Origin of the sequence: Azospirillum sp. A26, assembly GCF_042604635.1 — a bacterium.
GTDB lineage: Bacteria > Pseudomonadota > Alphaproteobacteria > Azospirillales > Azospirillaceae > Azospirillum > Azospirillum palustre.
The window spans coordinates 5,001-28,522 of the sequence record NZ_CP170473.1 but is presented as its reverse complement, the minus strand read 5'-3'; the positions used below and the strand labels follow the sequence as shown (position 1 = coordinate 28,522).

At 63.9% G+C, this 23,522-nt stretch carries 20 protein-coding genes, 1 tRNA gene and 2 rRNA genes (1 of these 23 only partly in view); 14 read left to right on the top strand and 9 right to left on the bottom strand.

Annotated features, from left to right (window positions below; all coding sequences use genetic code 11):
- Positions 1-20: 20 nt before the first annotated feature.
- The gene (locus tag ABNQ39_RS14920) at positions 21-2,225 is read left to right on the top strand and encodes a toxin-activating lysine-acyltransferase (RefSeq protein WP_376961171.1); all 2,205 of its coding nucleotides are present in this window, start codon (positions 21-23) and stop codon (positions 2,223-2,225) included.
- Here the strand turns inward: ABNQ39_RS14920 and ABNQ39_RS14915 are convergent.
- Positions 2,206-2,811, bottom strand: a complete 606-nt coding sequence (locus ABNQ39_RS14915) for an aspartyl/asparaginyl beta-hydroxylase domain-containing protein (RefSeq protein ID WP_376961169.1) — start codon at positions 2,809-2,811, stop codon at positions 2,206-2,208. The genes ABNQ39_RS14920 and ABNQ39_RS14915 overlap by 20 nt on opposite strands.
- A gap of 629 nt (positions 2,812-3,440) precedes the next feature.
- Between ABNQ39_RS14915 and ABNQ39_RS14910 the strand changes: the two genes are divergently transcribed.
- From ABNQ39_RS14910 to ABNQ39_RS14900, 3 genes are all read left to right on the top strand, one after another.
- Positions 3,441-3,737 (top strand): hypothetical protein, encoded by a 297-nt coding sequence (locus tag ABNQ39_RS14910; RefSeq protein WP_376961168.1) that lies wholly within the window; start codon positions 3,441-3,443, stop codon positions 3,735-3,737.
- Positions 3,737-7,045, top strand: coding sequence for a MobF family relaxase (gene mobF / locus ABNQ39_RS14905; protein WP_376961166.1), 3,309 nt, complete (start codon positions 3,737-3,739; stop codon positions 7,043-7,045). The genes ABNQ39_RS14910 and mobF overlap by 1 nt, the downstream gene beginning before the upstream one ends.
- A gap of 279 nt (positions 7,046-7,324) precedes the next feature.
- A complete protein-coding gene (locus ABNQ39_RS14900; protein ID WP_376961164.1) occupies positions 7,325-7,678 on the top strand; it encodes a hypothetical protein in 354 nt (117 codons plus the stop codon).
- A gap of 405 nt (positions 7,679-8,083) precedes the next feature.
- Here ABNQ39_RS14900 and ABNQ39_RS14895 read toward each other — a convergent pair whose 3' ends face one another.
- From ABNQ39_RS14895 to ABNQ39_RS14880, 4 genes are read right to left on the bottom strand one after another with little or no spacing between them, the layout of a single operon-like run.
- On the bottom strand, positions 8,084-8,449 hold the full coding sequence (locus tag ABNQ39_RS14895; protein WP_376961162.1) for a hypothetical protein: 366 nt from the start codon (positions 8,447-8,449) through the stop codon (positions 8,084-8,086).
- Between the two features lie 41 nt (positions 8,450-8,490).
- On the bottom strand, positions 8,491-9,078 hold the full coding sequence (locus tag ABNQ39_RS14890; protein WP_376961160.1) for a rhodanese-like domain-containing protein: 588 nt from the start codon (positions 9,076-9,078) through the stop codon (positions 8,491-8,493).
- A 46-nt stretch (positions 9,079-9,124) separates the two neighbouring features.
- Positions 9,125-10,408 carry a CAP domain-containing protein gene (locus ABNQ39_RS14885; protein WP_376961158.1) on the bottom strand — a complete coding sequence of 428 codons (1,284 nt, stop codon included), beginning with the start codon at positions 10,406-10,408 and terminating at the stop codon, positions 9,125-9,127.
- A 26-nt stretch (positions 10,409-10,434) separates the two neighbouring features.
- On the bottom strand, positions 10,435-11,136 hold the full coding sequence (locus ABNQ39_RS14880; protein WP_376961156.1) for a thioredoxin family protein: 702 nt from the start codon (positions 11,134-11,136) through the stop codon (positions 10,435-10,437).
- Positions 11,137-11,314: 178 nt separating this feature from the next.
- Between ABNQ39_RS14880 and ABNQ39_RS14875 the strand changes: the two genes are divergently transcribed.
- On the top strand, positions 11,315-11,626 hold the full coding sequence (locus ABNQ39_RS14875; protein WP_376961154.1) for a helix-turn-helix transcriptional regulator: 312 nt from the start codon (positions 11,315-11,317) through the stop codon (positions 11,624-11,626).
- 39 nt (positions 11,627-11,665) lie between these two features.
- Here ABNQ39_RS14875 and ABNQ39_RS14870 read toward each other — a convergent pair whose 3' ends face one another.
- Positions 11,666-12,367, bottom strand: coding sequence for a hypothetical protein (locus ABNQ39_RS14870; protein ID WP_376961152.1), 702 nt, complete (start codon positions 12,365-12,367; stop codon positions 11,666-11,668).
- Positions 12,368-12,842: 475 nt separating this feature from the next.
- Here ABNQ39_RS14870 and ABNQ39_RS14865 point away from each other — a divergent pair, with 475 nt between their 5' ends.
- From ABNQ39_RS14865 to ABNQ39_RS14825, 9 genes are all read left to right on the top strand, one after another.
- Positions 12,843-13,133, top strand: a complete 291-nt coding sequence (locus ABNQ39_RS14865) for a hypothetical protein (protein WP_376961150.1) — start codon at positions 12,843-12,845, stop codon at positions 13,131-13,133.
- Between the two features lie 38 nt (positions 13,134-13,171).
- A complete protein-coding gene (locus ABNQ39_RS14860; RefSeq protein WP_376961148.1) occupies positions 13,172-13,444 on the top strand; it encodes a hypothetical protein in 273 nt (90 codons plus the stop codon).
- Between the two features lie 1,364 nt (positions 13,445-14,808).
- A complete protein-coding gene (locus ABNQ39_RS14855) occupies positions 14,809-15,108 on the top strand; it encodes a hypothetical protein (RefSeq protein ID WP_222529088.1) in 300 nt (99 codons plus the stop codon).
- Between the two features lie 61 nt (positions 15,109-15,169).
- Complete coding sequence (locus tag ABNQ39_RS14850; protein WP_376961146.1) at positions 15,170-15,904, top strand: helix-turn-helix transcriptional regulator; 735 nt, start codon at positions 15,170-15,172, stop codon at positions 15,902-15,904.
- A 476-nt stretch (positions 15,905-16,380) separates the two neighbouring features.
- The gene (locus tag ABNQ39_RS14845) at positions 16,381-16,653 is read left to right on the top strand and encodes a hypothetical protein (protein ID WP_376961144.1); all 273 of its coding nucleotides are present in this window, start codon (positions 16,381-16,383) and stop codon (positions 16,651-16,653) included.
- Between the two features lie 123 nt (positions 16,654-16,776).
- Positions 16,777-17,271, top strand: coding sequence for a hypothetical protein (locus ABNQ39_RS14840; protein WP_376961142.1), 495 nt, complete (start codon positions 16,777-16,779; stop codon positions 17,269-17,271).
- Positions 17,272-17,286: 15 nt separating this feature from the next.
- Entirely contained in the window at positions 17,287-17,616 is a 330-nt protein-coding gene (locus ABNQ39_RS14835) for a hypothetical protein (protein ID WP_376961140.1), read from the top strand.
- Between the two features lie 34 nt (positions 17,617-17,650).
- Positions 17,651-17,986, top strand: coding sequence for a hypothetical protein (locus ABNQ39_RS14830; RefSeq protein WP_376961138.1), 336 nt, complete (start codon positions 17,651-17,653; stop codon positions 17,984-17,986).
- 713 nt (positions 17,987-18,699) lie between these two features.
- The gene (locus tag ABNQ39_RS14825; RefSeq protein WP_376962598.1) at positions 18,700-20,424 is read left to right on the top strand and encodes a recombinase family protein; all 1,725 of its coding nucleotides are present in this window, start codon (positions 18,700-18,702) and stop codon (positions 20,422-20,424) included.
- Here the strand turns inward: ABNQ39_RS14825 and ABNQ39_RS14820 are convergent.
- The 3 genes from ABNQ39_RS14820 to ABNQ39_RS14810 all read right to left on the bottom strand — a co-directional run.
- Positions 20,381-20,457, bottom strand: a tRNA-Met gene (locus ABNQ39_RS14820). The two genes, ABNQ39_RS14825 and ABNQ39_RS14820, sit on opposite strands and share 44 nt — an antisense overlap.
- 81 nt (positions 20,458-20,538) lie before the next feature.
- Positions 20,539-20,654 (bottom strand): 5S ribosomal RNA (gene rrf, locus ABNQ39_RS14815).
- A gap of 151 nt (positions 20,655-20,805) precedes the next feature.
- Positions 20,806-23,522 (bottom strand): 23S ribosomal RNA (locus ABNQ39_RS14810); it runs 30 nt beyond the window's last position.

Here is a 23,522-nt window from a genome sequence, read left to right as displayed (position 1 = left end):
ACGACATCACGAGCGACACCATGGCCAAAAGCCCGCAGGACGAACGCCTTGACCATCTGGACGAGATGATCCGCAGCCGGGGAATCGTCACCGCCGACCGGCAGCGGATCGTTTCGCCCAAGGGGCGTGAGCAGAGCTGGCTGATCGATCTGCGGCCGATCCTGCTGAACGGACGGGCCTTGTCCGCCATCGCCCAGATCTTCTGGGAGCGCTTCGCCGCGGAAATGCCGTTCCAGATCTGCGGCCTGGAATCCGCCTGCATCCCGCTCCTGTCCGCCATCGTGCTGGAAGCCGAACGCCGCCACAGCCGGCTGAACGCCTTCGTCATCCGCAAGGAACGCAAGACGAGCGGCCTCGCCCGCGACATCGAGGGCGACATCACCGGGGACAGGGTGATCGTCATCGACGACCTCACCAACAGCTCGGCAAGCCTGGAGAAGGTGCGGGCGGTGCTGGATGGGTACGGCAAAAGCATCGACCGGGTGTTCGTCGTCGTCGATTTCGAGGCCCGGCGTTCGAAGGACTGGCGGCGGCGGCACGGGATCACCGTCTCCTCACTCTTCAACAGCCGGCATTTCGGCCTTTCGAACGCGGCACCTGATGCGCCGTTGCCGGCCCACCATTTCGATCCGCTCTGGTCCTGCGCGGCCGACGGGGCAAACCACCACATCGTCGCACCACGATCGACTCCAGTCTGCGACGAGCGGTATGTCTATGTCGGCACCGACGGGGGCGAGCTGCGCGCGATGGACGTGCGGACAGGCGGCATCGCCTGGACCTTCAAGGCCGAGGGCAGCGGACGCAAGGGCATCTGGTCCTCCCCCGCATTGACGGAGGGCCGGATCGTCTTCGGCGCCTACAACGGCGCGGTCTATTGCCTGGATGCGGCGACCGGCGGGGAGGTCTGGCGGTTCGAGGGAGCCGACTGGGTCGGGTCGTCGCCGGTGGTATCGCGGCGCCACGGCTTGGTCCTGATCGGGCTGGAGCACGAGGCGGCGCCGGCGATGGGCAGCGTCGCGGCACTCGACCTCCGCACCGGCACGCTGGTCTGGGAATACCGCGTCACCGACTACATCCACTGCACCCCGGCCCTGTCGGCCGGCGAGGATCGGGTGGTGATCGGCACCAACGGCGGGGAACTGCTGGGTCTGGACGTGGCGAGCGGCGCGCGCCTCTGGCAGTACCGCGCAGATGCGGCGATCAAGGCGGCGCCGGCCCTGTCAGAGGACTGCGACATCGCCGTCGCCGGGTCCTTCGACGAGTGCGTCCATCTGGTCAGGCTCAGCACCGGCCAGCCGGTGGCCACGGTGCGGACCGCCGGGAAGCTGTACAGCACCGCCTTCATCCTGGGGGAGCTTGCCTATATCGGCTCACAGGACAAGACACTCTATGTCATCGACCTGATCGACGGCAGCGTCGTCAAGACCTTTCCCCTGGGCGGCAGGATCTACGCGGCTCCGGTCCTGCGGAACGGCATCATCTTCGTCGGCACCACGGCCGGCCGGCTGTTCGGGATCGATCCCGTGTCCCTCACCATCCGGGACGAACTCCAGCTTCCCGACCGAATTCTCAACCCGCCTGCCCTGACACCCGACCGCGGCACCCTGCTGGTGCCGGTGTTCGGCAACCGCCTTTTCGCATTCCGGATGGAGGAGATTACGGACACGCCGGCCGGAATTCCCGATGACGCTTCTCCGCGTCCGGAATCTCTACCCCCAGCCACAGTCCCGACGCCAGTCGACATCGATGCCTCCTACGCGGAAGGGACCTATTTCCGCATCCGCGAGCCGGTCGCGCGACCGCTCGCCCGCCCCTTCATGGAGATGCCGAGCCGCCGCATGGTCGGCGCCGCCACCCTGCTGATGGCACGGTCACCGGGGCACCAGACCCTGACCTTTGCCGAGATGGAGAAGCGGCTGCTGCCGCCCTTGCGGCTGAATCAGGCACGTGTCTTTCTCCAAGGTCTCCAACCGGTTGGGCTGGTCACCTGGGCGTGTCTCGACAGGGAAACGGAAGCACGGTTGCTCGCCGAGGCCGAATTGCCGAAGCCCGAAGACTGGAGCGCCGGCGACAGGATCTGGATCATCGACGTGATCGCGCCGTTCGGCAACGGTCGGGCAATGCTGGACAAGGTCCGCCGGGAAGCCTTTCCCGGCCGTCCCGCCGGCATGCTCCAACCACGCCGCGGCGGCGGACATGATGTGGTCACGCTTCCGCCATCCTGAGATGGTTGGTGAAATGCAGCGGCCGGCCTACCGGAAGCAGATCGAAGATCAGGTGTGTCCGCCAGTCGTCGGAGTGGTTGAACGCCTCATGAAACCCCTTGTTGTCGAAGCACCAGAGCTGCCCGACCCGGAAAAGCGCACGTTCATCGCCGCACCGCATATCGCTGCCGTCCGGGCTATGGAGCACCAGATGGTAGCGATCGCGCCGCGCGTAGTAGCTGCCCTCGTCGACATGTCCATGCACCTTGCCTTGCGGCTTGAGCCGCACGAGCATGGCCCGTGCCAGTTCGCCCTGCTCGGCTTCGGCGATGCTGGATAGGATCGCCATGGTCCGGGGGAATTTCGGTCGGTGGTCGGTGTCGGCGACAGCCTGGACGTCTTCAAGCCGAACCGATCGATCACCCGATGGGACACCGCGTCGCAAGCCGATGCTGTTGGTTTGTGACTGGACCCGAACCCTTGCCTGTCGACGCTGGTCGACATACCAAAGAGTCCGGTTGAGCCTGAGTTCCGACATAATCGGACCGACGTCAATGCCTTCAGCAATCAATCGAAAATGAGAAAAATTCGATGATAGATCAACCACAGAACTTATTCCTTCCTTTCGCATAATTCACAATTCATTTTAACATAATCCCAGCATCCTTCCAGCATATATTTAAATGTTATATTTCTATTTTGCGATACAAGACGATGAAAACCTCCGTGCCGTCACTTCCATTCATTTTTTACTGCTGATACCTTGAACGACATCTATCTCAACGCCAGCATCAACTTATCGGTACCAGACCGCGGGGGCTGGCGCCGTTTAAGGAAACTGTAGCCGATGACCTGATGATTACACGACGAGGGGCGCCCCATCAACCGCAGCCCAGACAGCAAGGGTCTGGACACGGGCGGTACGGTAATGGGAGGCGGGGCGGTGGTCCCGGCGGGGATGGGAAAAAGGTTGGTGATAGGCTCGTGGCTTGACAGGTCGCGCTGGACCTGCTTGGGCGACTTCAAGCGCTTCATCTGATCTGACGGGCGCACCCGACAGCACGGCAGCCTTTGCCTCACCCTCCGAGCCGGTGGGGGTATGGGGTGCGGTGCCGCAAGAGATTTTCAGGAGAAAGCAATAGGCTCCCTCGCACGAGACGCTTGAGCCTGATCCGGCGGAGAAGACGCATCAAGCCCATATGAAGGCATGAGACCACCTTCAGGGAGATTCACCACATGGCCAGAATCCGGTCAGGGTACGAGCGCATCCCGCTGGACGTGCCGGACGACCTGATGCAGCGCGTCCGCCAGCGGCGAGGCCGTGGCACCGATGCTGGCACAATGCTGCGTCTGCTCGAACAGGCTCTGGATCTGGACGATGAGCGCGTCGAGATCGTGCGCCTGCGGCAAGAGACCATGGCCATGATGGAGACGATCCGCGGTGCCACCGATGCCATGAAGTCCACGACTCATGACCTACGCGACGGCGTGCTGACCCTGCTGGACCGCGGCGTCCCACCGGCGAGGCGCTGATGCTGAGCATCCGAAAATCCGTCAGTTCCGCCTATTATCTGGAGGAGGTGGGGTGGTCCGCAGACCCGACCACCGGCTATTACACCCGTGCGGGTGTCGGCGGGCCGGAACCGGACGGTATCTGGTACAACCCAAGCGGTCAGTTCGGCGTGGCCAATGGTGTGCCAGTTGATCCCTATCTGTTTGCGCAACTGCATGCCGGTTTCGATGGTAATGGGCGCCCTCTGGTGCGCAATGCTGGCGCGGCGGGCCGAAAGGAGGGGGAGCGACAAGACGCCAAACGCGTTCCGGGGTTCGATCTCACCTTCTCAGCACCTAAATCCGTCTCGCTCCTGTGGGCGCTGTGCCCGGAACCGATCCGGCAGGAGATTGAGGACGCCCACCGGCACGCCGTCCGCACCGCCCTGGACCACATCGAGCGGCACCTCGCCTGGGCACGCGTCGGCAAGGACGGCGAGCAGCGCCTGCCAGGCCGCATCACTGCGGCCCTTTGGCAGCATGGTGCTTCCCGGCCGACCATGGAGCGTGACGACGATGGGCAGGAGGTGTCGCGACCCGGCGACATGCAGCTCCATACGCATGGATTCGTTTTGAACCTGATCTCGTGCCCCGACGGCAGGACCAGGGCGCTGGACGCCGCTCCCCTCTATGCCACCAAATTGGCGCTCGGCGCCATCTATCGAGCTGTGCTGGCCGATGAGTTGCGCACGCGGGTGGGCGTCGGCATTCGCATCATCGATGACACCTTCGAGGTGGACGGCGTACCCATTCGCCTCATCGATGAATTTTCCAAGCGGTCACGTGCCGCCCAACGCGAGTTGGCAGCACACGGTCGCACCGCTGCAAGCACCCGGGAGAAGGAGGTTGCCATCCTGCGGACGCGCTGTGGCAAGGACTACAGCGAAACCGCCGAGGCACGCCATCAGCGCTGGCGCCACGAAGCCACTGCCGCCGGCTTCCCTCCCAACAACCTCGACACGGTTTTTGCGAGCGGCCATGACCTGACCGACCAATCGGCCCTGGACGGCTTGGTGGACCTCGCCGGCGAGGTGACCGAGACGAGCAGCGTAGTACCGGAGGCCCGCATCTGGCAGCGGGTGGCCATCGCGATGCAGGGGATCGGCGACTATGACGCCATCGCCACCGAGGTTGAACGCGAGCTTCGGCAGAATTTCCTCTGCATCGGCGAGGATGGACGCGGACAGCCGCTCTACACCACGCCAGCGATGCTCGACGCCGAACAGGCGGTGGAGGATGGCGCCAAACGCTTGGCAGGAATGGCAAAGCATAGGCTGGACCAGCACCTCGTCGATGCCGTGCTTAGGACCCAGGCACACCGACTATCCGACGAACAGCGCGCCGCGGTGGTGCTGGCCACCACGGGTCCAGACCTTGCCGTGATCGAAGGGGGAGCCGGCACCGGCAAGAGCCATGCCTTGACCACAGTCGCCCGCCTCTATCAACAGGGGGGCCGCCGCGTAGTCGGAGCCGCCGCGGCGTGGCGTGTCGCCCGTCAGCTCGGCGAGGATTGCGCCATCGACTCCCGCGCCACGATGAAGTGGATAACCGACCTGCGGCTCGGCCGAGACCGGTGGGACCGAAACACGGTCCTGATCCTGGACGAAGCCGGCATGACCGACGCCCGGGAAATGCGTACAATCCTCGACGCCGCCATCAAGGCGGAGGCCAAGGTCATCCTGACCGGTGATCGGCGTCAGTTGACCCCCGTCGGTCCGGGACCCGGCCTCGAACTGGCGGCCGAGGCCGTCGGCCGCTCGATTCGGCTACGGCAGACCCGCCGACAGATCGACCCGCGCGACCGGGACATCGCCACCTGGGCCGGTGACGGCGACGCAGCCAAGGCGTTGGCGGCGCTGAATGAGGCTGGCCGGCTGCGGCTCTTCGAGGGGTGGCAGGCCACGCTCGACAGCACGGTCGCCGATTGGGCCGACTTTACCGCCAAGCATCCCGACCGCACGACCTTGATCCTCGCTCAAACCAACGCGGAGGTGCGGCATATCAACGCACAGGTGCGGGAGGTGCTGCAGGAGCGCGGCATCGTAGCCCGGCAGCCCGAGGTGCTGATCCGGGCAGGCGCCGCCAGCGGCACAGCCCATGACCTTGCCCTGGCAACGGGCGACACCATCCGCTTCTACCGCCGGGACAAGTCACTGGATGTGATCAACGGCACGGTGGGAACAGTGGTCTCGGTCACTGCTGCCGGGGATGGCCATGCCGACCTGGAGGTCGCAATCGACGACCGGCGCGTTCGCTTCAGCACCCGGCAGCTCTATGATTCCGACAGCGGCCACATCCTGCTCGGCCATTCCTATGCCAGCACGGTGCATGGAGCCCAAGGGCTGACAGTGGATGATGTCTGGGCGGCTATGGCCCATGGCACTCGGACCGGCACCAGGAATTCCACATACGTGATGCTGTCGCGCAATCGGCATCAAGTGCGGCTATTTGTCAACCGGGCGGCGGTCGAGGACGACATCCGCGAGCGGAGCGGCAAGCGTCAACGCTTGGACCGTGAGGCGGTGATGGATCGGATGGTTGCCGATCTCGCCCGACCCGCAGTCAAGAACTCCGCCTTGACCATCCTGCGCCGATCAGCCGATCCGACGACGGAGGCGGCATTGACCACCGACAGCCTCCTGAGAGCCGCCGCCGGGCTGCGGGCGGCGCTGCGCACCTTGCGCGATCACGTGACAGCGGGCGCCCGGCATGCCCGTAGCGCCATCCGCGCGGCCGTATGGCTTGACCGGTTTCGTGCATCGTCCGGCATCGCCACACGGCAGGAGGATCCCCCCGGCCCGGAGCCGGATCTGCTGAGCCACCTCCGTCAAGCTATCGAGCGGCAACTGGGCGCCAGCGGCCGGTCCAGACCCCGGGTCATCGCCGGCACCCGTCTGTCGGCACCGATCCCGCACCGCCTGTTGGACATTGCCGCCGACGGATGGCGCATCCGACTCCGCGACACCGGTGGGCAGATCAGGGTGTCAGCGACCCAGCATTCCACCCATCCAATGCCCTCAGCCGTGGTCGACGAGATATATCGGGCAATCGGCAGCGAGACACGCCGTCGGCGCTGGACGGACCGCGATATCCACGCCGCCGATACATTCGCCGAGCGCCTGCGTGAGGGCTACGACCCCATCGTCGCGCCACCGCCGCCTGCCCCGTCGGCCAAACCAAAGCGACGAGCTGGACATACAGTAACAGCGATTATTCCGCCGGACCTCACCGGGCCAACGGTCCACCGCAAGAAACCGCCGCGTCACCGTAGCGGGCGTGACGAGCCATGAATGGCCAACGGAAAGCGAAGTGACTGGCAGCGAGGAAAAGGCGTTGAGATTGGCTCCAGATTCAGTCATATATCGTTTGATTGCTAGTCGGAGCCGCATTCGTGGCAATGTCGTCTTCGGCTGGCACGCGCGCCTACTGGGCGCGGAGAGGTAGAGCGGGTTGCATGGCAGCCCCTGTTGTCGCGCCTTTGCTGGCGCGGATGAGCCCGAAACCATTTGGCAGCACGTCAGAGTCTCTGCGTGCTGGGGCTTCGTTCGCCATCAGCAAGGAGTCGCATCGTGCCGTTCCAGATCTTCGACCATCGCCCCGCCCGGACCGTTCACCGGCACAATTGGGGAGTGTCAGCCACCCTGGTCGTCTCGACCAACGCGGTGACGAAAATCAGGCTCCATGAGGCGTACATCGTCCCCGACTGGGCAGGCATATGGGTTGCCTGTCCAGTAAGTCGCAGGGAGGTTCCAGGAATCAGTGCGGCCAAGCTGTGCTGGATGATGTGGATCGATGTCGAAAAAAGTATAGAGATGAACAGGTGGGTCATTTCCAACAAGGGCGCGCTGGACGATATGCCGCAGATGCGCTCAGCCCTCGTCCGACGGGGCGTGGAGTTCGTCAGAGGCATCAAGGCGATATAGGAAAGCTGCACGAATCTTGAGGTCGGCGCGCTTTATTTTGGATTGAACTTCCTGCCAAGAGGCCGTCAATCCATTATGGCGCGCCGCCCTCAATTCCTTTGAAGGAATTCCGCAAATCCTTATCGAAGCTCTTGATCAACCGCACCTCCGCCATCATCACGACCCATTCAGTTTTCCCACTTCTTGATTGTAAGGGTCGATGCTGAATTAGACAGCCTTGATCTCCGCAATAAGATCGGCCGGTAGCCTGCCAACGATAGATGTCTCGATATCCCCATGCTTCGGCTGATCCACCTCATCCCTGCTGTCCAGCGGAGAGAGAAGGCATGGAAGTCATCATCGATGGCATCGGCCGGTATCTTCACCCTTTCTCGCGCCTGCCTGATCGGTCGCACCACTCGCGCATCACGGCACGCGATCCAGATCGATGCCGTTGGTGCACAGACCACGTCCGGTGGTGGCCCGATAGTGATTGCCGGTGAAGTTGCCGGAATAGATCAGCTCATCCTCCGACACCATGTCCAGCGTGTCACCGTTGACGGTGCCGGTGTAGACGCGCTCGGCCCCGTTCCGGGCACTGGTGGTGCGCATCGTCGCCACGCCATCCTTCACAACCATGCTGCGTTTGGTTGTATTGGTGTTGCACTTCGCTCCAAGCGCCTGCACCGGATGATAGGTGCCGGTCCAGGTGCCGTCATGCCGCGTGTCGGCGGCAACCGCTTGCCCCGTCAGCATGCCGAGCAGCAGCATCGCGCTTCCAATCCGTCGCATTATCCCCGTCTCCTTGATGGTTGGTTTCTCTCGCTGGTCGCCTACCAGCCGCCGATGGCCGGCGCCATCGGCAGCCCGGCCGCCCTCCACGCCTCGATGCCACCGCGGTACCAGAGGACGGAGCGGTAGCCGAGCGCCACGGCCCGCAGCGAGGCGTTGTAGGACAGCCAGCATTCCGCCGACAGGCAGTAGAAGACGACCGGCCGCTGCCGGTCGCCGCCGGTGAGCTGGGCCAGCCGCTCACCGAGCTTGGCCTGCAGCGGATCGTCGAAGCCCTTACCCAGCCCCGCGTCCACCAGCCAGACCGACTGTGGCAGGCCCGGATGGGCAGACCCGCCCAGCACGTCGACCAGCACCACCGACGGATCGGCGGTGAGCAGCCGCAAGAGGTCCGCGGTCGCGATGGTCCGCGCGCCCGGAACCGCCGTCGGCGTGCGGGCGTGATAGCCGCCGACCAGCAGCGTGCCGCGCGGCGAAATGCCCCAGTCGGCTGCCTCATCGGCATAAGCCCTGTCGGCCAAAGCGATGCCCACAAGCTGGGAGCGGTCGACGGGACGGGAGGTCTGGCATGCCGCCAGCGACAGGGTGGCGGCACACAGCGCGGCGGTGACCCAGGTCAATCCGGTCATACTGTCCTCGTGACTATGAGAGAATGGTGTGGAATGCCCATGCCGATCAGACCAGCCCGGCGAAGGCGAGCGTCAGTCCCTGTGCATCGGAGCGGGGAAACGCACCCATCCCGATCCCCGCCAGCGGGGCCGCCAGGGGAACGGCAGGCACTCCAGCCGTCCAGGTGAGGTCGACGGGCGCCTCGGCCGGCCGTCCAATCACCGGGCCGCCCTCCTCCAGCGGAGCCGAGGACTGCAAGCCGTCGGCACCCGGTCCGGCCAACGGAGCGGCCTGGGCAGTGACCGGCGGGACGGCGGTCCTGCGGTGCTCGCGGTAGCCATACTCGACATAATGGCGCGTCGCCGCCGTCAGGTCGGCGCCGAAGGCGGCGGCGATGTCGGGATTGGCCCGCTCGTAGGCCGCGGCGTCGAAGCCGTCGAGACGGCGCTGCTCCGTCCGGCCGGATTCGATGTAATGCCGGGACGCGGCATTGCGGTCGGAGCCGAAGGCGGCCAAAAGGTCGGGGTTCGAGGCGAGGTAGGCGTCCGCATTGAACGCCGTCGCGCTACGCCCCTCCCGCAGGCCGGACTGGATGTAATGGATCTCGGCCGCCTGGGCGTCGCTGCCGAAGGCGGCCATCAGGTCGCCATAACCGGCAAGATACTGGTACGGATTGAAGGCGGTCGTCGACCGGCCTTCGCGGGCACCGGACTGGATGTAGTGCGACCGCGCGGCGGCGGTGTCGGTCCCTATCACCCGGGCGAGGTCGGCATTGCCCGCGAGGTAGCGCAGAGGGTCGAAGCCGTCGATGGCGGGACCCCCGGTGGGATCGGCCTCGCGGCCGAACCAGATGGCCGCCGAGTTCTTGTAGACGGCGACGCCGACCGCGTTCCAGCTGTAGGGCTTCCAATCGCCCTGGTTCGTCATGACGGCGTTGTGGCTGGGGCTCATCTTCCAGGCGGTGAGGAGCACGGAGGCCGTCTGCTCCGGCGTGCCGCGCACGACGCTGCCGGTCCCGGTGATGAGATTCTCGAAGCCATAGCCGGCGTAGCCGGTGCCCAGACGCGCCGGCGCGCTCCACATCGCGCCATAGCTGGCCGCGTCCTTGGCGTTGTAGGCGGCATCGCTCCAGCTGTGGGCACGGCTCTCGCCCGGCGATTGGTCGGGCACGGCGGTACCGAGATTGTCGGCGATGTCGACGACGTGGCGGGCCGCGGTGGTGGTCAGGGCCTTCGACAGCGGGATGGCCGGCAGCCCCAGTTGGGTCCGGTAGTCCATCAACTGGTCGTAGAGGACGATCTCGGCGCTGCTCAGGCCGTCCTGGGCGTTGGGGGCGTAAATGTTCACCATAGCGGTGGCTTTCCGGAAACGCAGGATCAGGAGCAGGAGGCGTCGAGGCTGCGGGCGAGCGTCCGGGCCTCCTCGCCGACGGTGGACAGGGCGGCTCCCTTGCAGAGCAGCACCGCCTCGACATAATCGCCGAAGCGAGGCTCCCACCGGCCGGCGATGCCCTTGCGCTCATAGAAGCGCTCGTAGCGATGGGTCGAGTTCCACAGCGCGGCGATGACGCCATTGGGATCAATGACGGCGGTCAGCGGCACGGGTTCGATCTCCTTGGGCGCCGGCAACTCGTCCTGGCTTGGTTGGCGGCCGTCCTGGACCGCGACGATGCGCGGGTCGAAGCCGTGGCTGCGCTGGTGGGCGATGTCGCGCTGCATCTGCCGCTGCGGGTCGGCACCGGCGGGGCTGGCCCGGCTGACCGCCACCATCATCACCACGGGGACCTCGGGATGGACCCGCATGAAGGCGTCCAGCCCCGGGCGCTCCGCCAGACAGGGCACGCACCAGTCGGCACCGCGCTTGAACAGGAACCAGTGGCCCCGGAACTCGTCGGTGCGATGGGCGACGCCGTCCTCGCCGTGATAGCGGAAGACGGGCAGCCGATCGCCGACGGCGAAGCCATAGGACTGGGCCTGGACCGGCGAAACCCCTAGCATCGTCACGGAAGCTGCGAACGCCGGCGCCGCGGTGAACAGGACGGCGCCGATCCGAACAGCGGCAGAGAAGACGGACGGCATGATGGGTCCCCGGCAGTGGCAGGTCCGGGCCGGACGCAGTTCGGCTCCGGCCTCGACCTGATTTCAAGTGATCGTTGCATAATAGGAATCCGTTTCGTGGTCAAGCCACTCACCCGGAACGAAACTCCGGCTCATGAGCGATGACCTGAAACGCAGGATAGGAAAACGGTTGCGTGCCTTGCGCGAGAGCCGGGCCCTCAGCCAGGAGGACGTGGCTGCGGCGATCGACCGCAGCGTCGAGACGGTGAGCAACATCGAGCGGGGCCGGGTGCTAGCGGCGCTGGAGACGCTCGACCGCCTGTCGCGCCGCCTGGACGTGCCGCTGGTCGACTTCTTCGACGACGGCGAGGCGGTGGTGTCACCGGCCCGGGCCGCCACCGACATGCGGCTGCGCGAGGTACTGCGCGGCCTGAGCGACCGGGAAGCCGAGGTGGCGCTCCGGCAGGTCGAGGCCCTGACCCTGCTGCGTCCGGACGGCAAGCGGCCATAGCCGGCACCGGCGGGCCGATGACGGCGCGCGGATGATCGCCTATGCCGGCCGCAGCCGTCCCAACAGGGTGAAGTGCCGGGCGAAGGGATGGAAATAGCGTCGTCGGACCAGGGCGACGACCGCTGCGATGACCGCCGCCACTACCGCCCAGGGCGGCGCGGGGCCGTTGACCACCGTCATCAGCGTGTCCTCGATGCCGAAGGATTGGACAAAGGCCTCCCGCCCCAGGATCAGCGAGGCGCCGCGCCGGATCAGGACTGCGGCGAAGAGGTAGCCACCGACACCGGTCAGACCATAGAGCAGGACGTGCAGGATCATGCCGATGGCCGGGCTGGCGGTGAAGCAGCCATGGAGCAGGCGGGCCTCGACCAGTTCCAGACTGAGCATCGCCGAACGCGACTGGAAAGCGAGCCCGATGAACAGGCCGAGAAGCGCGATCTTGACCATCACGAGCAGGAGCAGGCCGATCAGGCCGGTCTCGACCCCGCCGAGGATGAGGTCGGCCACGGCGTTGACCAGCCAGATCATCGCTCCGGCCAACACCAGATAGGCGGCGCCGGCGATGGGGCGCAGCGCGGCGTTGGCCAACAGCCAGCCTGTGCTGAGGATGGCGGCGACCAGCAGGCCGAAGATGCCGCCGCCGATCTGGCCGACGGTCTCGGCATCGCGCTCGGACTGGAGTTTCGATTCCGCATCGGCCAATGCTTCGGCATAGGTCTGGCCGTAACCGGTCACGGTCATGGGAAGGGTCCTTCTGAAGGAATGGAGCCGGCACAGGAACCTCCAGCACTCCCGATACATCTGCGACCGGAGATGCCGGCGGTGGGACGGAGCCTGCGCGGAGCATCCGGTGGACGGACGGCCGCATTCCGGGTTGACGCCGGATACACGAAGTATATTTATACAATATCATCTGAAGCCGGAATCACTTTCGGGTGTGAGGCTGCGGCATGTTGCGTCCGCCAGAACTTCCCGAACACCTCAGGCCGATGGAATACCGACCGCCGACGGACAGGAGCCTGCTGTGAGCCTTTGCGATACGATCATCGTGCAGGTGCCGCTCCCGGATGGCCCGACGCCGGGCGCATGCCAAGCCAAGTGGCTGGCGCCGGAATCCGCAGATGGCCGCTACAGGCTCAGCCCCGATGGCCGGCTTTACCGCCGCCAATGCCGGTGGGAGACGGAGGATGTCGTGGACCCGAAGGGGAGCCCAAGGATGTGGTCCATCGACCTCGGCGAAGAGCCACACCCATACCTCGGCATCCTGACAGCCGTCACCGATGGCGGCGGCCTCTATTCCGCTGCCATCGTCTTTGGTCAGCGGGTCGGTATCCGCCCCGGCGGGAAGGACGTCTGGCTGCGCGACCTTGACGGCTTGGCTGACCGTCCGTGGGACCGTCTCTTCGGCATGCCAGGCCTCGAGCTGCCCGCGCAGGACCCGACCAACGTCTCCAACAGCACTCGGCCTGAACACCTTGCCGGCAAAGCTGGAGGGCGCAAACCATGAACCCGCCCATCGAACCGGCACACTCCGAGGAGAGGCCCATGCTCGACCCGATCCGCACCCAGGCGCTACGCGTCGTAATCGACAGCCTGCCCCTGACGGAGCGCCAGCGGGACTTGGCGGAAGAGACCATCGGCTCGCTGTCGCCCGAGGCGGCGGACACTGTGATCAGGGCGCATCAGAGACTGGTCGAGACGCTCCCCGCCGCCATGGCGGCTATCGACCGCGTCAAGAGGGCGCGGCGGTCGGCCCATCGGCACAAGTCCACCGATCGGGCAGCCCCTACGCCGAACCTTAAAGACGGAGAGACATGAGTCCGTGATCGGTCATTGCGCCCAGGCACGAAAGACGCCGGCTGATCCACAGGATAGCGCGTCCACCACGGTGACTGTCGTCATCATTGTCGGGGATCGGTCCGCTGGGCTGGGCGTGATCGGCTTGGGTGGAATACCTATGGGCGCGGGGGGAAATTTTGTCTGCTTCGCCATCACGACGGAAGTCGGGATTCGGTTGGAAGAACTGGTGCAGGTGGAGAGGCTGGAGCCCCTCGGGCCCGGTCTCTATCGGTTGCTTTTGCAACAGGCGCCACGCCTCGCCTTTGACCGGGCCTGGAGCAATCCGGGTGCGGCACATGCTCCGGATCACCTGATCGCCCTGACCCTGGCGCGCCTTGACGTTCCGCGATGTCGTGCGCCTGTGCCGCGCCTACGGGGTGCCACGCGTGCGGCGCGTCCTGCTGGAACTTGCGGAGAATAATGACGTCCCGCCTTGGCTGGCGGCGGACTGGAACCGACGACTGGACAATATCGGGCGGGGCTTCAGACGCGCCGTTCTTCGGATGGTCCCGTCAGAAGAGATTTGATCGGGGCGGATCCCGACAGTGAGGTTGGCTTGCATTTGCACGCCGAGGGCGCTGGGCAGCGCCCACACTGGTGGTCCGTTCACGTCGATCTGCAAGATAACATCGCCAATGTTATCTTGCAGAGTTGTGTTACTCCGGATCGAACCGATGGATCTGCGGCTTATCGGCGGGGATGTCGGGGCCGGCCAGCCGACGCACGAGCTGTGAGCCGCGAAACAGTCCGTCACCACCATTGATGCGCTGCAGTTCATCGCGCGAGACCTAGCCCGAGCGCAGGGCCTCCTCGTCGCGGCGGCGGGACTCCACCTTCGCAAGCGCTCGATGAGCGGGGTCATAAGGGGTTACGCGCATGTGGCTGATCCTACCAGACCTCATGCCAGTTGTCGCGGCTCTGCCTCGCGGCGCGGAGACGCTCCCGCCCCGTCCCGAAAGCGGGAGGATGAACGGGAGACTTGCGAGCAGCAACCTGGAGACGAAGGCAAACTGCATCAGAGGCTCCCAATCCATATGGAAATCCAAATGCCGATAAACGACGGCATGCCCCCGACCCTGGAAGCCCCTGATCAGGATGGTTGCGGTCGCAGCCGCCGTCCCACGCCCCACGACCGGCGGGAGCCGGCCACCACGGCGAACCACCCGCGCGGAGGCGGGCAGGTCGGCGAGCATAAAAGCCATAATCCATTGGCCCTCCTGAAGCTGGGATGAACGACCGGTGGCGTAGAGCGGGGGGTGGCGTCCGGCTGGACCGCGGCCGCGCTCTGCGGCGCCGCGGTCCAGCCGGACGCCACCCCCATCGATCATTCCGGACCCATTGCGATGAAATCCATGCAAACGCCCGTCGAATCCGCTGCCGCCCGCATCTCCCGGCTGCGTCGGGTTGCTGAACGTGCTGAACGGGACTGTGCCGCCAACGGCGGGCGCGCCGACTTGCTCCTGCGCGCGGCGCTGCACCACCACGCAGCCGGTGACCTCGACATCGCGAGAGAGCAGGCCGAGGCGCTCATCGATCGTGCCGATGATGATCCTGCATATGCACCGCTCTGGCTGATCCGCCAAGCCCGAGATCTGATCGCCCGCATCGACGGCGCAGATGATGCTTCGCGTGTCGTCGGCTGACCCACCTCGGGTTCCCCGACACCCGTCACCAAAGTACTTCCCGATCAAAGATGAGGTCGCGATGCCCGACTCACTGCTTGGTCTCCCAGTTCCAGCCAGCGAAACGCCATTTGCTTTCGAGAATCACCCGCTTCCCACGCCGAGAACCGCCGTCATTGTCGCCAGTGATCAATTTGCTTTGCAGGGCATCATCGCTCTGCTTGCGCAGGTCGGGTCCGTCGACACCATCGAGGCACACGACAGCCTTGACACGGCGATGGCCGGACCGACGGCGGCTCTCATCATCGTGCATGCCGGGGCTGCTGGTTTGAACACACCGCGGGTGGCGGCCCTGGTGAACCGCAGACAGGCCGGAGCTCTCCTCGCCGCCGGGTGCTGCGGAAGCAGTGGCTTGGCAGCGCTACGAGCGGCCGGAGCATGCGGGCTGCTGACCGGACAGGAAACACCTGGGTTGTGTGCCAGTCTGTTCCAACTGGCTCTTGCCGGCGGCAGCTGTTGGCCCGCAGCAGCAATCGGCCCAGAGGAGAACAGGATTTTGCCAAGTGATCCAGACCCTGCGCTTGCCCTCACCGCAAGGCAGCGGGAGGTTGCGGTGGAGCTTGTACACGGCCACAGCAACAAGGTCATTGCTGCCACGCTCGGGATGACCGAGGGAACGGTCAAGATCCATCTCACCGCGGTCTATCGGACGCTCGGTGTCAGCAACAGGGCAACGGCACTTCTCCGTTTGCTCCCCATCCTCGGCGCTGCGGCTCGCCCGGTGAATTCCGGCAAACAGAGTGGGGACATCCGATGAGGAAGCAGCGGACGAAGCCATCTCGGATGAAGAATCTGCCATCGACGGCCGAGACCTGCCGCTGTGCGCGTTGCGGCATCTGGCACGACCAGGACCGCACCGGTCCCGACACCTGGCTTCTTGTTGGGCCGCTTGGCGACCCCGAAACCTTTGCACTGTGCAGCCACTGCGGCAGCACACTCATGCGACGGCGGCCACAATTTCTCGATCCCGACACCTATTTGACCCTCCTGCCGTCCCGATGGCCACACAGGGGACGTCGACTTATATCGGGAGGCCACCACCAGCCCATGCCCCGCTGTTACAGCGGTACGGATCGGGACGCGGCCCTCCGCATCGTCCGGGCCGTGGTCCCGCAGGGGTTCGTCGTCGCCATCAGCTCGCATGTCGAAGATGGTCGATTGTGGGTTCGGATCGATGATGCCCCCTTTCCCGCTATCCTACCGTCGCGGATCCTCCGCTTCGGTAATGTCGTCGTGACCTACAGCACCACCGCCCCCGATCCTCTGACCTATCCGCCCCGTGTCGCTGCTGTATTCCAGGACATCCGCGCGGCACTCGCGGCTGCCGGGTTCGGAGAGGTGGACATCAGCCTGTCGCAGACGGCCGCAGAGCGGCAGGCCAAGCGGATCCTCGATCTGACCCGCAGCGCTCACGGACGCATGCAGCTAGCCGGCCTGCTTGCCGCCGCCGGGCTGGACGATGAGGCCATCGCCGTCCAACTCGATTGGCTCGACCGGACCTCGTAACGGCCGCGTCCCTCGATCGACGCCGATCGCGTCGCCGTAGCCGCAAGCGTCGCAATCAATCGGCAGCTCCGCGACGGCCGGACACAATACTCCCATCTCCCTTCAGCTCTGGAGGTATTTCCCATGACCTCAACCGATCTCATGGTCCCGCCGGGCAAGGCCGCACTGGCCACCGATCCTCTCTCCGCCACCCTCAATGCCTTCGAAGTCCGACTCTTCGCCACGACACCCACGGACGGTCCAAAAGTGGTGATTGAAACAGCCGATCTTGTCCCTGTCGTGACCGCCGATCTCGTGGTCTGGCAGCACCAGGTTGGCGACGATCATGTCCTCTGCGCCCTGGGAGCGATCGCCGAGGCTCTCGACGATGCGCACCTCCTGGTCGTCGCGGCCCGGCGGACCGCACCGCAGCCATGGCAGCCGCTGGTGAGCCAATATGACTGCTACACACGAATACGCCGCCTTCTGACCGATGCCGCGGAAATCCTCGATTGGGCGATGACCGTGGCCCGGGGCGTCGATCTGATGATGACGATCGATGTCCAGCAATCCATCCGCCGTGACGAGGAGGGCCGGGCCGCCGCGGTATCGACCGCCACGCTCAGCCTGCGTCAATGACGGGAAGGAGGCGAAATGATGGCCCACCCTGCCACGCCGCACCCTGATCCCGCCGATCGGCCGGAAACGCCGATCGGACGCCTCGCCCGGCGATGGCTGACCGACAGCGGTCCAAGTAACCATCACGAGAGTGAACAGGAGACCGCCGACCGCTGCGACCGCCTTGCCGATGGGTTGGAAAGCCTGACGAAGCTGCCGGCTAACAGCTGGGCCGACGCCGACGCGAAGCTAATTATCTTGTCCGTTCGACTGCGTCAGGCAGCCACCACGACCGAGCCCGAGACACTACTGCTGGCTCTTCTCGCAACCAGTATCCAGCATGACCTGCTCCGCTTGCGTCTCTGAACGATATGAGCTGGAGATACGGTGATGTTAGCGTTTGCTGTTCTTTGACCCGAAATCTCATCATCTGGGAGACAACTCAGTGATTGACTGGCAACCGATTGAAACGGCTCCGCGCGACGGGTCGAGGATCCTCGTCGCGATGTCGGATGATTTCATGCAACATCAGACACGGGGCGAACCAAGAGACGATTACTGCATCTTTGTACGTTGGGTGGGACAGATCGGCTATTGGGTGGATGATTATAGGTCATTTGTGAAAGATGCCGACGTCACGCATTGGGTTCCAGCACCGGTGCCACCACAAGCAACAGCCCATCAGCGCATGCGTGACGCCGCAGCGATTTCAAGGCACCGCAAGGATGATGTTTGATCACAAGAAATTCGAAGGAATTGGACGTAACCATCAGCATCTAATAACGATCTTTCGGGACCTTTCCCAGACCTTTTCAATTGATGTTCGAGCATGAGGGCGAGTACGCTGTAAAGGTAGCGGCGATTAGCTCGAGTGCCGAGAAGATCGGCTGCAATTGCCCTGAAAATTCTAACACGATCGGCGGCGAGTAGCTGGGCAGACGGCGACATGGGGCCGCCAGTATCCAGCGCGATCTGCTCCACCTGCGACTCTACAGCACGGCTTGGACATGTGACGATACCGGCATCGCCATACGTTGCGCATGTCAAGAACTTTATTTCCATGAGCATCTCCTCCGAGGCAAACGCGGAGACCAGGAGGAGCATGGGTGCGGCACGCTGCTCTGCAGCCGGATCGGAAGCGTCTCCGATCCGCTACTGCAGGAGCGCTTCATGCCAGTATCCCTCCGCAAGATCGAACCGGCCATCCCCGCGCCCGCCGAACCCGAGCCCTTGGAAGTGGACCACCGCCTCCAGCGCGTCGAAGAGACCTTGCTGGATTTGGTGCGCCTGATCGCCCGTACCGAGGCCCGCCGCTTCCTGCGGTCGTCCCGCGGCGTCACCGACCTTCGGCTGCTGCTGCTGATCGCCCTGATCTGCCTGACCATCACGATCGGCATCATCGCAGCACCCCTCTCCTGACCTCCCTTGCCCCGGAAAGGACACGCCCTCATGAGACGCAAGCCGAGCTCCAGCCGGGCCAACGGCACCATCGGTGACCGGGTGGTCATCTACGCCCGCTACTCCGATCAAAAGCAGGACCCCTCTTCCATCCAGGCCCAGTTGGCACTCTGCCAGGATTTCGCCGCTTCCAAGGGATGGGAGGTGGCCGGTGAGTTCACCGATGCGATGATCAGTGGCGCGACCAAGGCGCGGGAGGGTTACCAGGCCATGCTGCGCACCGTCGATGCCGGCGGGGCGGACATCGTCTTCGCCGAGGCACTCGACCGCTTGACCCGCGATCCGGAGGAGAGCCACGCCCTCTTCAAACGGCTCAAGCATCGGGGCGTCCGTCTCATCACCCTGGCCGAAGGCGAGGTCAGCAACATCCACGTCGCCGTCAGCGGCATCTCCAATGCTCTCTATTTGGAGGCGGTCGCCTTCAAGACCCGGCGCTCGATCCTCGACAAGGTCCGCAAGGGCGAGATCATCACCGGCCTCGCCTACGGCTACCGGGTGGTCAAGGTCCATGCCGAGGACGGCACACTGGTCGACCGGCACTGGGAGATCATCGAGGAGCAGGCGGCGGTGATCCGTGAGATCTTCAACGCTTTCGCCGATGGCCATAGCCCCAAGCAGATCGCTCGCGACCTCAACGACCGCGGCGTTCCCGGCCCCCGCGGCGGCATCTGGCGCGACACCACCATCCGCGGCCATCACCAGCGGGCGAGTGGCATCCTGCGCAACGCGCTCTACGCCGGGATGCTGGTGTTCAATCGCCAGAGCTTCAGCCGCAACCCGGCTGATGATGCCAAGCGCGTTGCCAGCCTCAATGACGAGTCCGATTGGGTGCGCGTGCCCTGGCCGGAACTGGCCATCCTCCCGCAGGCCATGTGGGACCGGGTTCAGCAGCGGCTGCAGGACATCCGGAACGGCGCAGCATCCAGCGCCATCCGCGACGTGCGTCCGTGGGAGCACCGCCGCCAGCATCTGCTCACCGGCCTTGCCGTCTGCGCCGGCTGCCAAACTTCGCTCAGCAACGCCGGTCGTGACTATCTCACCTGCAACACCGCCAAACTGTCGTCGGCCTCCTGCTCCAACCAGGGTAGCGTCCGGCGGAGCGTTCTGGAGAAGCTGGTGATGGACGCTCTGCGTGACCGGCTGATGCAGGAGGACATGGTGGCGGCCTTCATCGCTGCCTTCCGGGAGGCGGTTCGGACGGATGGGCAGGCACAGACCGCTGAACAGCGGCGGCTGGAAGCAGAACTGAGGAAGGTGCGCCAGGATCTCGATGGGCTCGACGCGACCGCGCGGCAGGGCCGGCTGACCGATCGCCTGCACCGGTTGATGGTCGAGTTGGAGGAGAAGGTCGGGTCGTTGGAAGCGGCGCTGGCCTCCCCTCCCCCGCCGCTGGTACCCCTGCCCGACAATTTGGCGGCCCTTTATCGGGAGCGGATCGCCGATCTGGCGGCGACGCTGGAGGACCCCGACCACCGGATTGAAGCGCGCGACCGCCTGCGCCCGCTGATCGAGCGGGTGGCGGTGCGTTTCAGCACTGCCGGTACCCGCGGCGTCGAGATCGAGTTGGAGGGCGATCTGGTGGCATTGCTCAGCCTCGGACTGGGCGCAAACGCAGCGAAGGCCGGCGCTGCGGGAGCGGCCGGCCTTCGGGAACGGGTGCGTTCGGTAATGGTGGTTGCGGGGGCAGGATTTGAACCTGCGGCCTTCAGGTTATGAGCCTGACGAGCTACCGGGCTGCTCCACCCCGCGGATGTCTGTTCTGTGGGATGACGGACAGTGAAGATGCAAGCATGTGCGCTTTTGGATTGGAGCGTCTCTTGTGCCTGAGCGACCTGGCGGCGACCTACTCTCCCACGTCTTAAGACGCAGTACCATTGGCGCGGAGGCTTTTCACGGCCGAGTTCGGGATGGGATCGGGTGTTTGACACCTCGCCATGACCACCAGGTCACCGAGGCACAAGACCGACGCTCGTTTCCCAAAGTGCTTAATGCTTGTTCAGTGCAAGTGAGGAGGATGTATCGAACGGCGATGCATGCTGTCAAGCTGCTGTTTTGTGAGCAGGCTTGCTGCTGCGCATGGCGCGGTTAGTGGGGGTCGAGATCAAGCCGATCGAGCGATTAGTAAGGCTTAGCTTCAGACATTGCTGTCCGTCCACATGCCTCCTATCGACGTGATGGTCTGTCACGGCTCTCAAGGGAGCTCTGGTTTAGAGGTGGGTTTCCCGCTTAGATGCTTTCAGCGGTTATCCCGTCCATACTTAGCTACCCGGCCATGCCACTGGCGTGACAACCGGTGCACCAGAGGTATGTCCATCCCGGTCCTCTCGTACTAGGGACAGATCCTCGCAAAACTCCGACACCCACGGCAGATAGGGACCGAACTGTCTCACGACGTTCTAAACCCAGCTCACGTACCACTTTAATCGGCGAACAGCCGAACCCTTGGGACCTGCTCCAGCCCCAGGATGTGATGAGCCGACATCGAGGTGCCAAACGACTCCGTCGATATGGACTCTTGGGAGTCATCAGCCTGTTATCCCCGGCGTACCTTTTATCCGTTGAGCGATGGCCCGTCCACGTGGAGCCACCGGATCACTATGGCCGACTTTCGTCTCTGCTCGACTTGTCAGTCTTGCAGTCAGGCGGGCTTATGCCATTGCACTCGTCGAGCGATTTCCGACCGCTCTGAGCCCACCATCGCGCGCCTCCGTTACACTTTGGGAGGCGACCGCCCCAGTCAAACTACCCGCCATGCAGGGTCCCGGACCCGGATAACGGGCCACGGTTAGATGCCAGAGACTTCAAGGGTGGTATTTCAAGGTTGGCTCACACGAGCTGGCGCCCATGTTTCCAAGCCTCCCACCTATCCTACACATGAAGTCCCTAGCACCACTGCAAAGCTGTAGTAAAGGTGCACGGGGTCTTTCCGTCTGACCGCGGGAACTCCGCATCTTCACGGAGAGTTCAATTTCGCTGAGTTGGTGTTGGAGACAGCGGGGAAGTCGTTACGCCATTCGTGCAGGTCGGAACTTACCCGACAAGGAATTTCGCTACCTTAGGACCGTTATAGTTACGGCCGCCGTTTACCGGGGCTTCAATTCAGAGCTTGCACTCCTCCTCTTAACCTTCCGGCACCGGGCAGGCGTCAGACCCTATACGTCGCCTTGTGTGGCTTCGCAGAGCCCTGTGTTTTTAGTAAACAGTCGCTACCCCCTGGTCTGTGCCCCCCGCCTGCGCTTGCGCACAAACGGGGCCCTCTTCTTCCGAAGTTACGAGGGCAATTTGCCGAGTTCCTTCAACACCATTCTCTCAAGCGCCTGGGTATACTCTACCAGTCCACCTGTGTCGGTTTGGGGTACGGTCTATAAGGCGGGGCTATTTCCTGGAACCGGTCCACAGCACGATCAATCCGATAAGATCGTACACGCTTTCCAATCCGTCACCTCCGCCAGGCCCACGAATATTAACGTGGTTCCCATCGACTACGCCTTTCGGCCTCGCCTTAGGGGCCGGCTCACCCTGCGTGGATTAACCTTGCGCAGGAACCCTTGGACTTTCGGCGACAGTGTTTCTCACACTGTTTGTCGCTACTCATGTCAGCATTCTCACTTCCGATACCTCCAGGCGGCCTCACGGACACCCTTCGCAGGCTTACGGAACGCTCCGCTACCACGTGATCTGAAAGATCACATCCGCAGCTTCGGTACACGGCTTGAGCCCCGATACATTTTCGGCGCAGGCCGGCTTAACTAGACCAGTGAGCTATTACGCTTTCTTTAAAGGATGGCTGCTTCTAAGCCAACCTCCTGGTTGTCATGGCCTTCCCACATCCTTTCCCACTTAGCCGTGATTTGGGGACCTTAGCTGGCGGTCTGGGCTGTTTCCCTCTCGACGATGGACCTTAGCACCCACCGTCTGTCTGCCGGACTGCACTCTGCGGTATTCGGAGTTTGGTTAGGTTTGGTAAGGCTCGCGCCCCCCTAGCCCATCCAGTGCTCTACCCCCGCAGGTGATATCCGACGCGCTACCTAAATAGCTTTCGCGGAGAACCAGCTATTTCCTGATTTGATTGGCCTTTCACCCCTAGCCACAGGTCATCTCCGACTTTTTCAACAGGCGTGAGTTCGGTCCTCCAGTGCGTGTTACCGCACCTTCAACCTGCCCATGGCTAGATCATCAGGTTTCGGGTCTAAAGCATGCAACTCGGTCGCCCTATTCAGACTCGCTTTCGCTGCGCCTCCACCTACCGGCTTAAGCTCGCTGCATACTCTAAGTCGCTGACCCATTATACAAAAGGTACGCCGTCACCCCATGAAGAGGCTCCGACTGCTTGTAGGCATCCGGTTTCAGGAACTGTTTCACTCCCCTTGTCGGGGTGCTTTTCACCTTTCCCTCACGGTACTGGTGCACTATCGGTCACTGAGGAGTACTTAGGCTTGGAGGGTGGTCCCCCCACGTTCAGACAGGGTTTCACGTGCCCCGCCCTACTCGAGCATTCGATCCGGTTTATCCGTACGGGGCTATCACCCGCTATGGCCCGACTTTCCAGACGGTTCCGGTTATGTAAATCGAATGACTGGCCTGGTCCGCGTTCGCTCGCCACTACTAGCGGAGTCTCGGTTGATGTCCTTTCCTCCGGCTACTTAGATGTTTCAGTTCGCCGGGTTCGCTTCCCACACCTATGGATTCAGCATGGGATACCGCGTTAAGCGGTGGGTTTCCCCATTCGGAAATTCACGGATCAAAGCCTGCTCGCGGCTCCCCGTGACTTATCGCAACGTGCTACGTCCTTCATCGCCTCTCAGTGCCAAGGC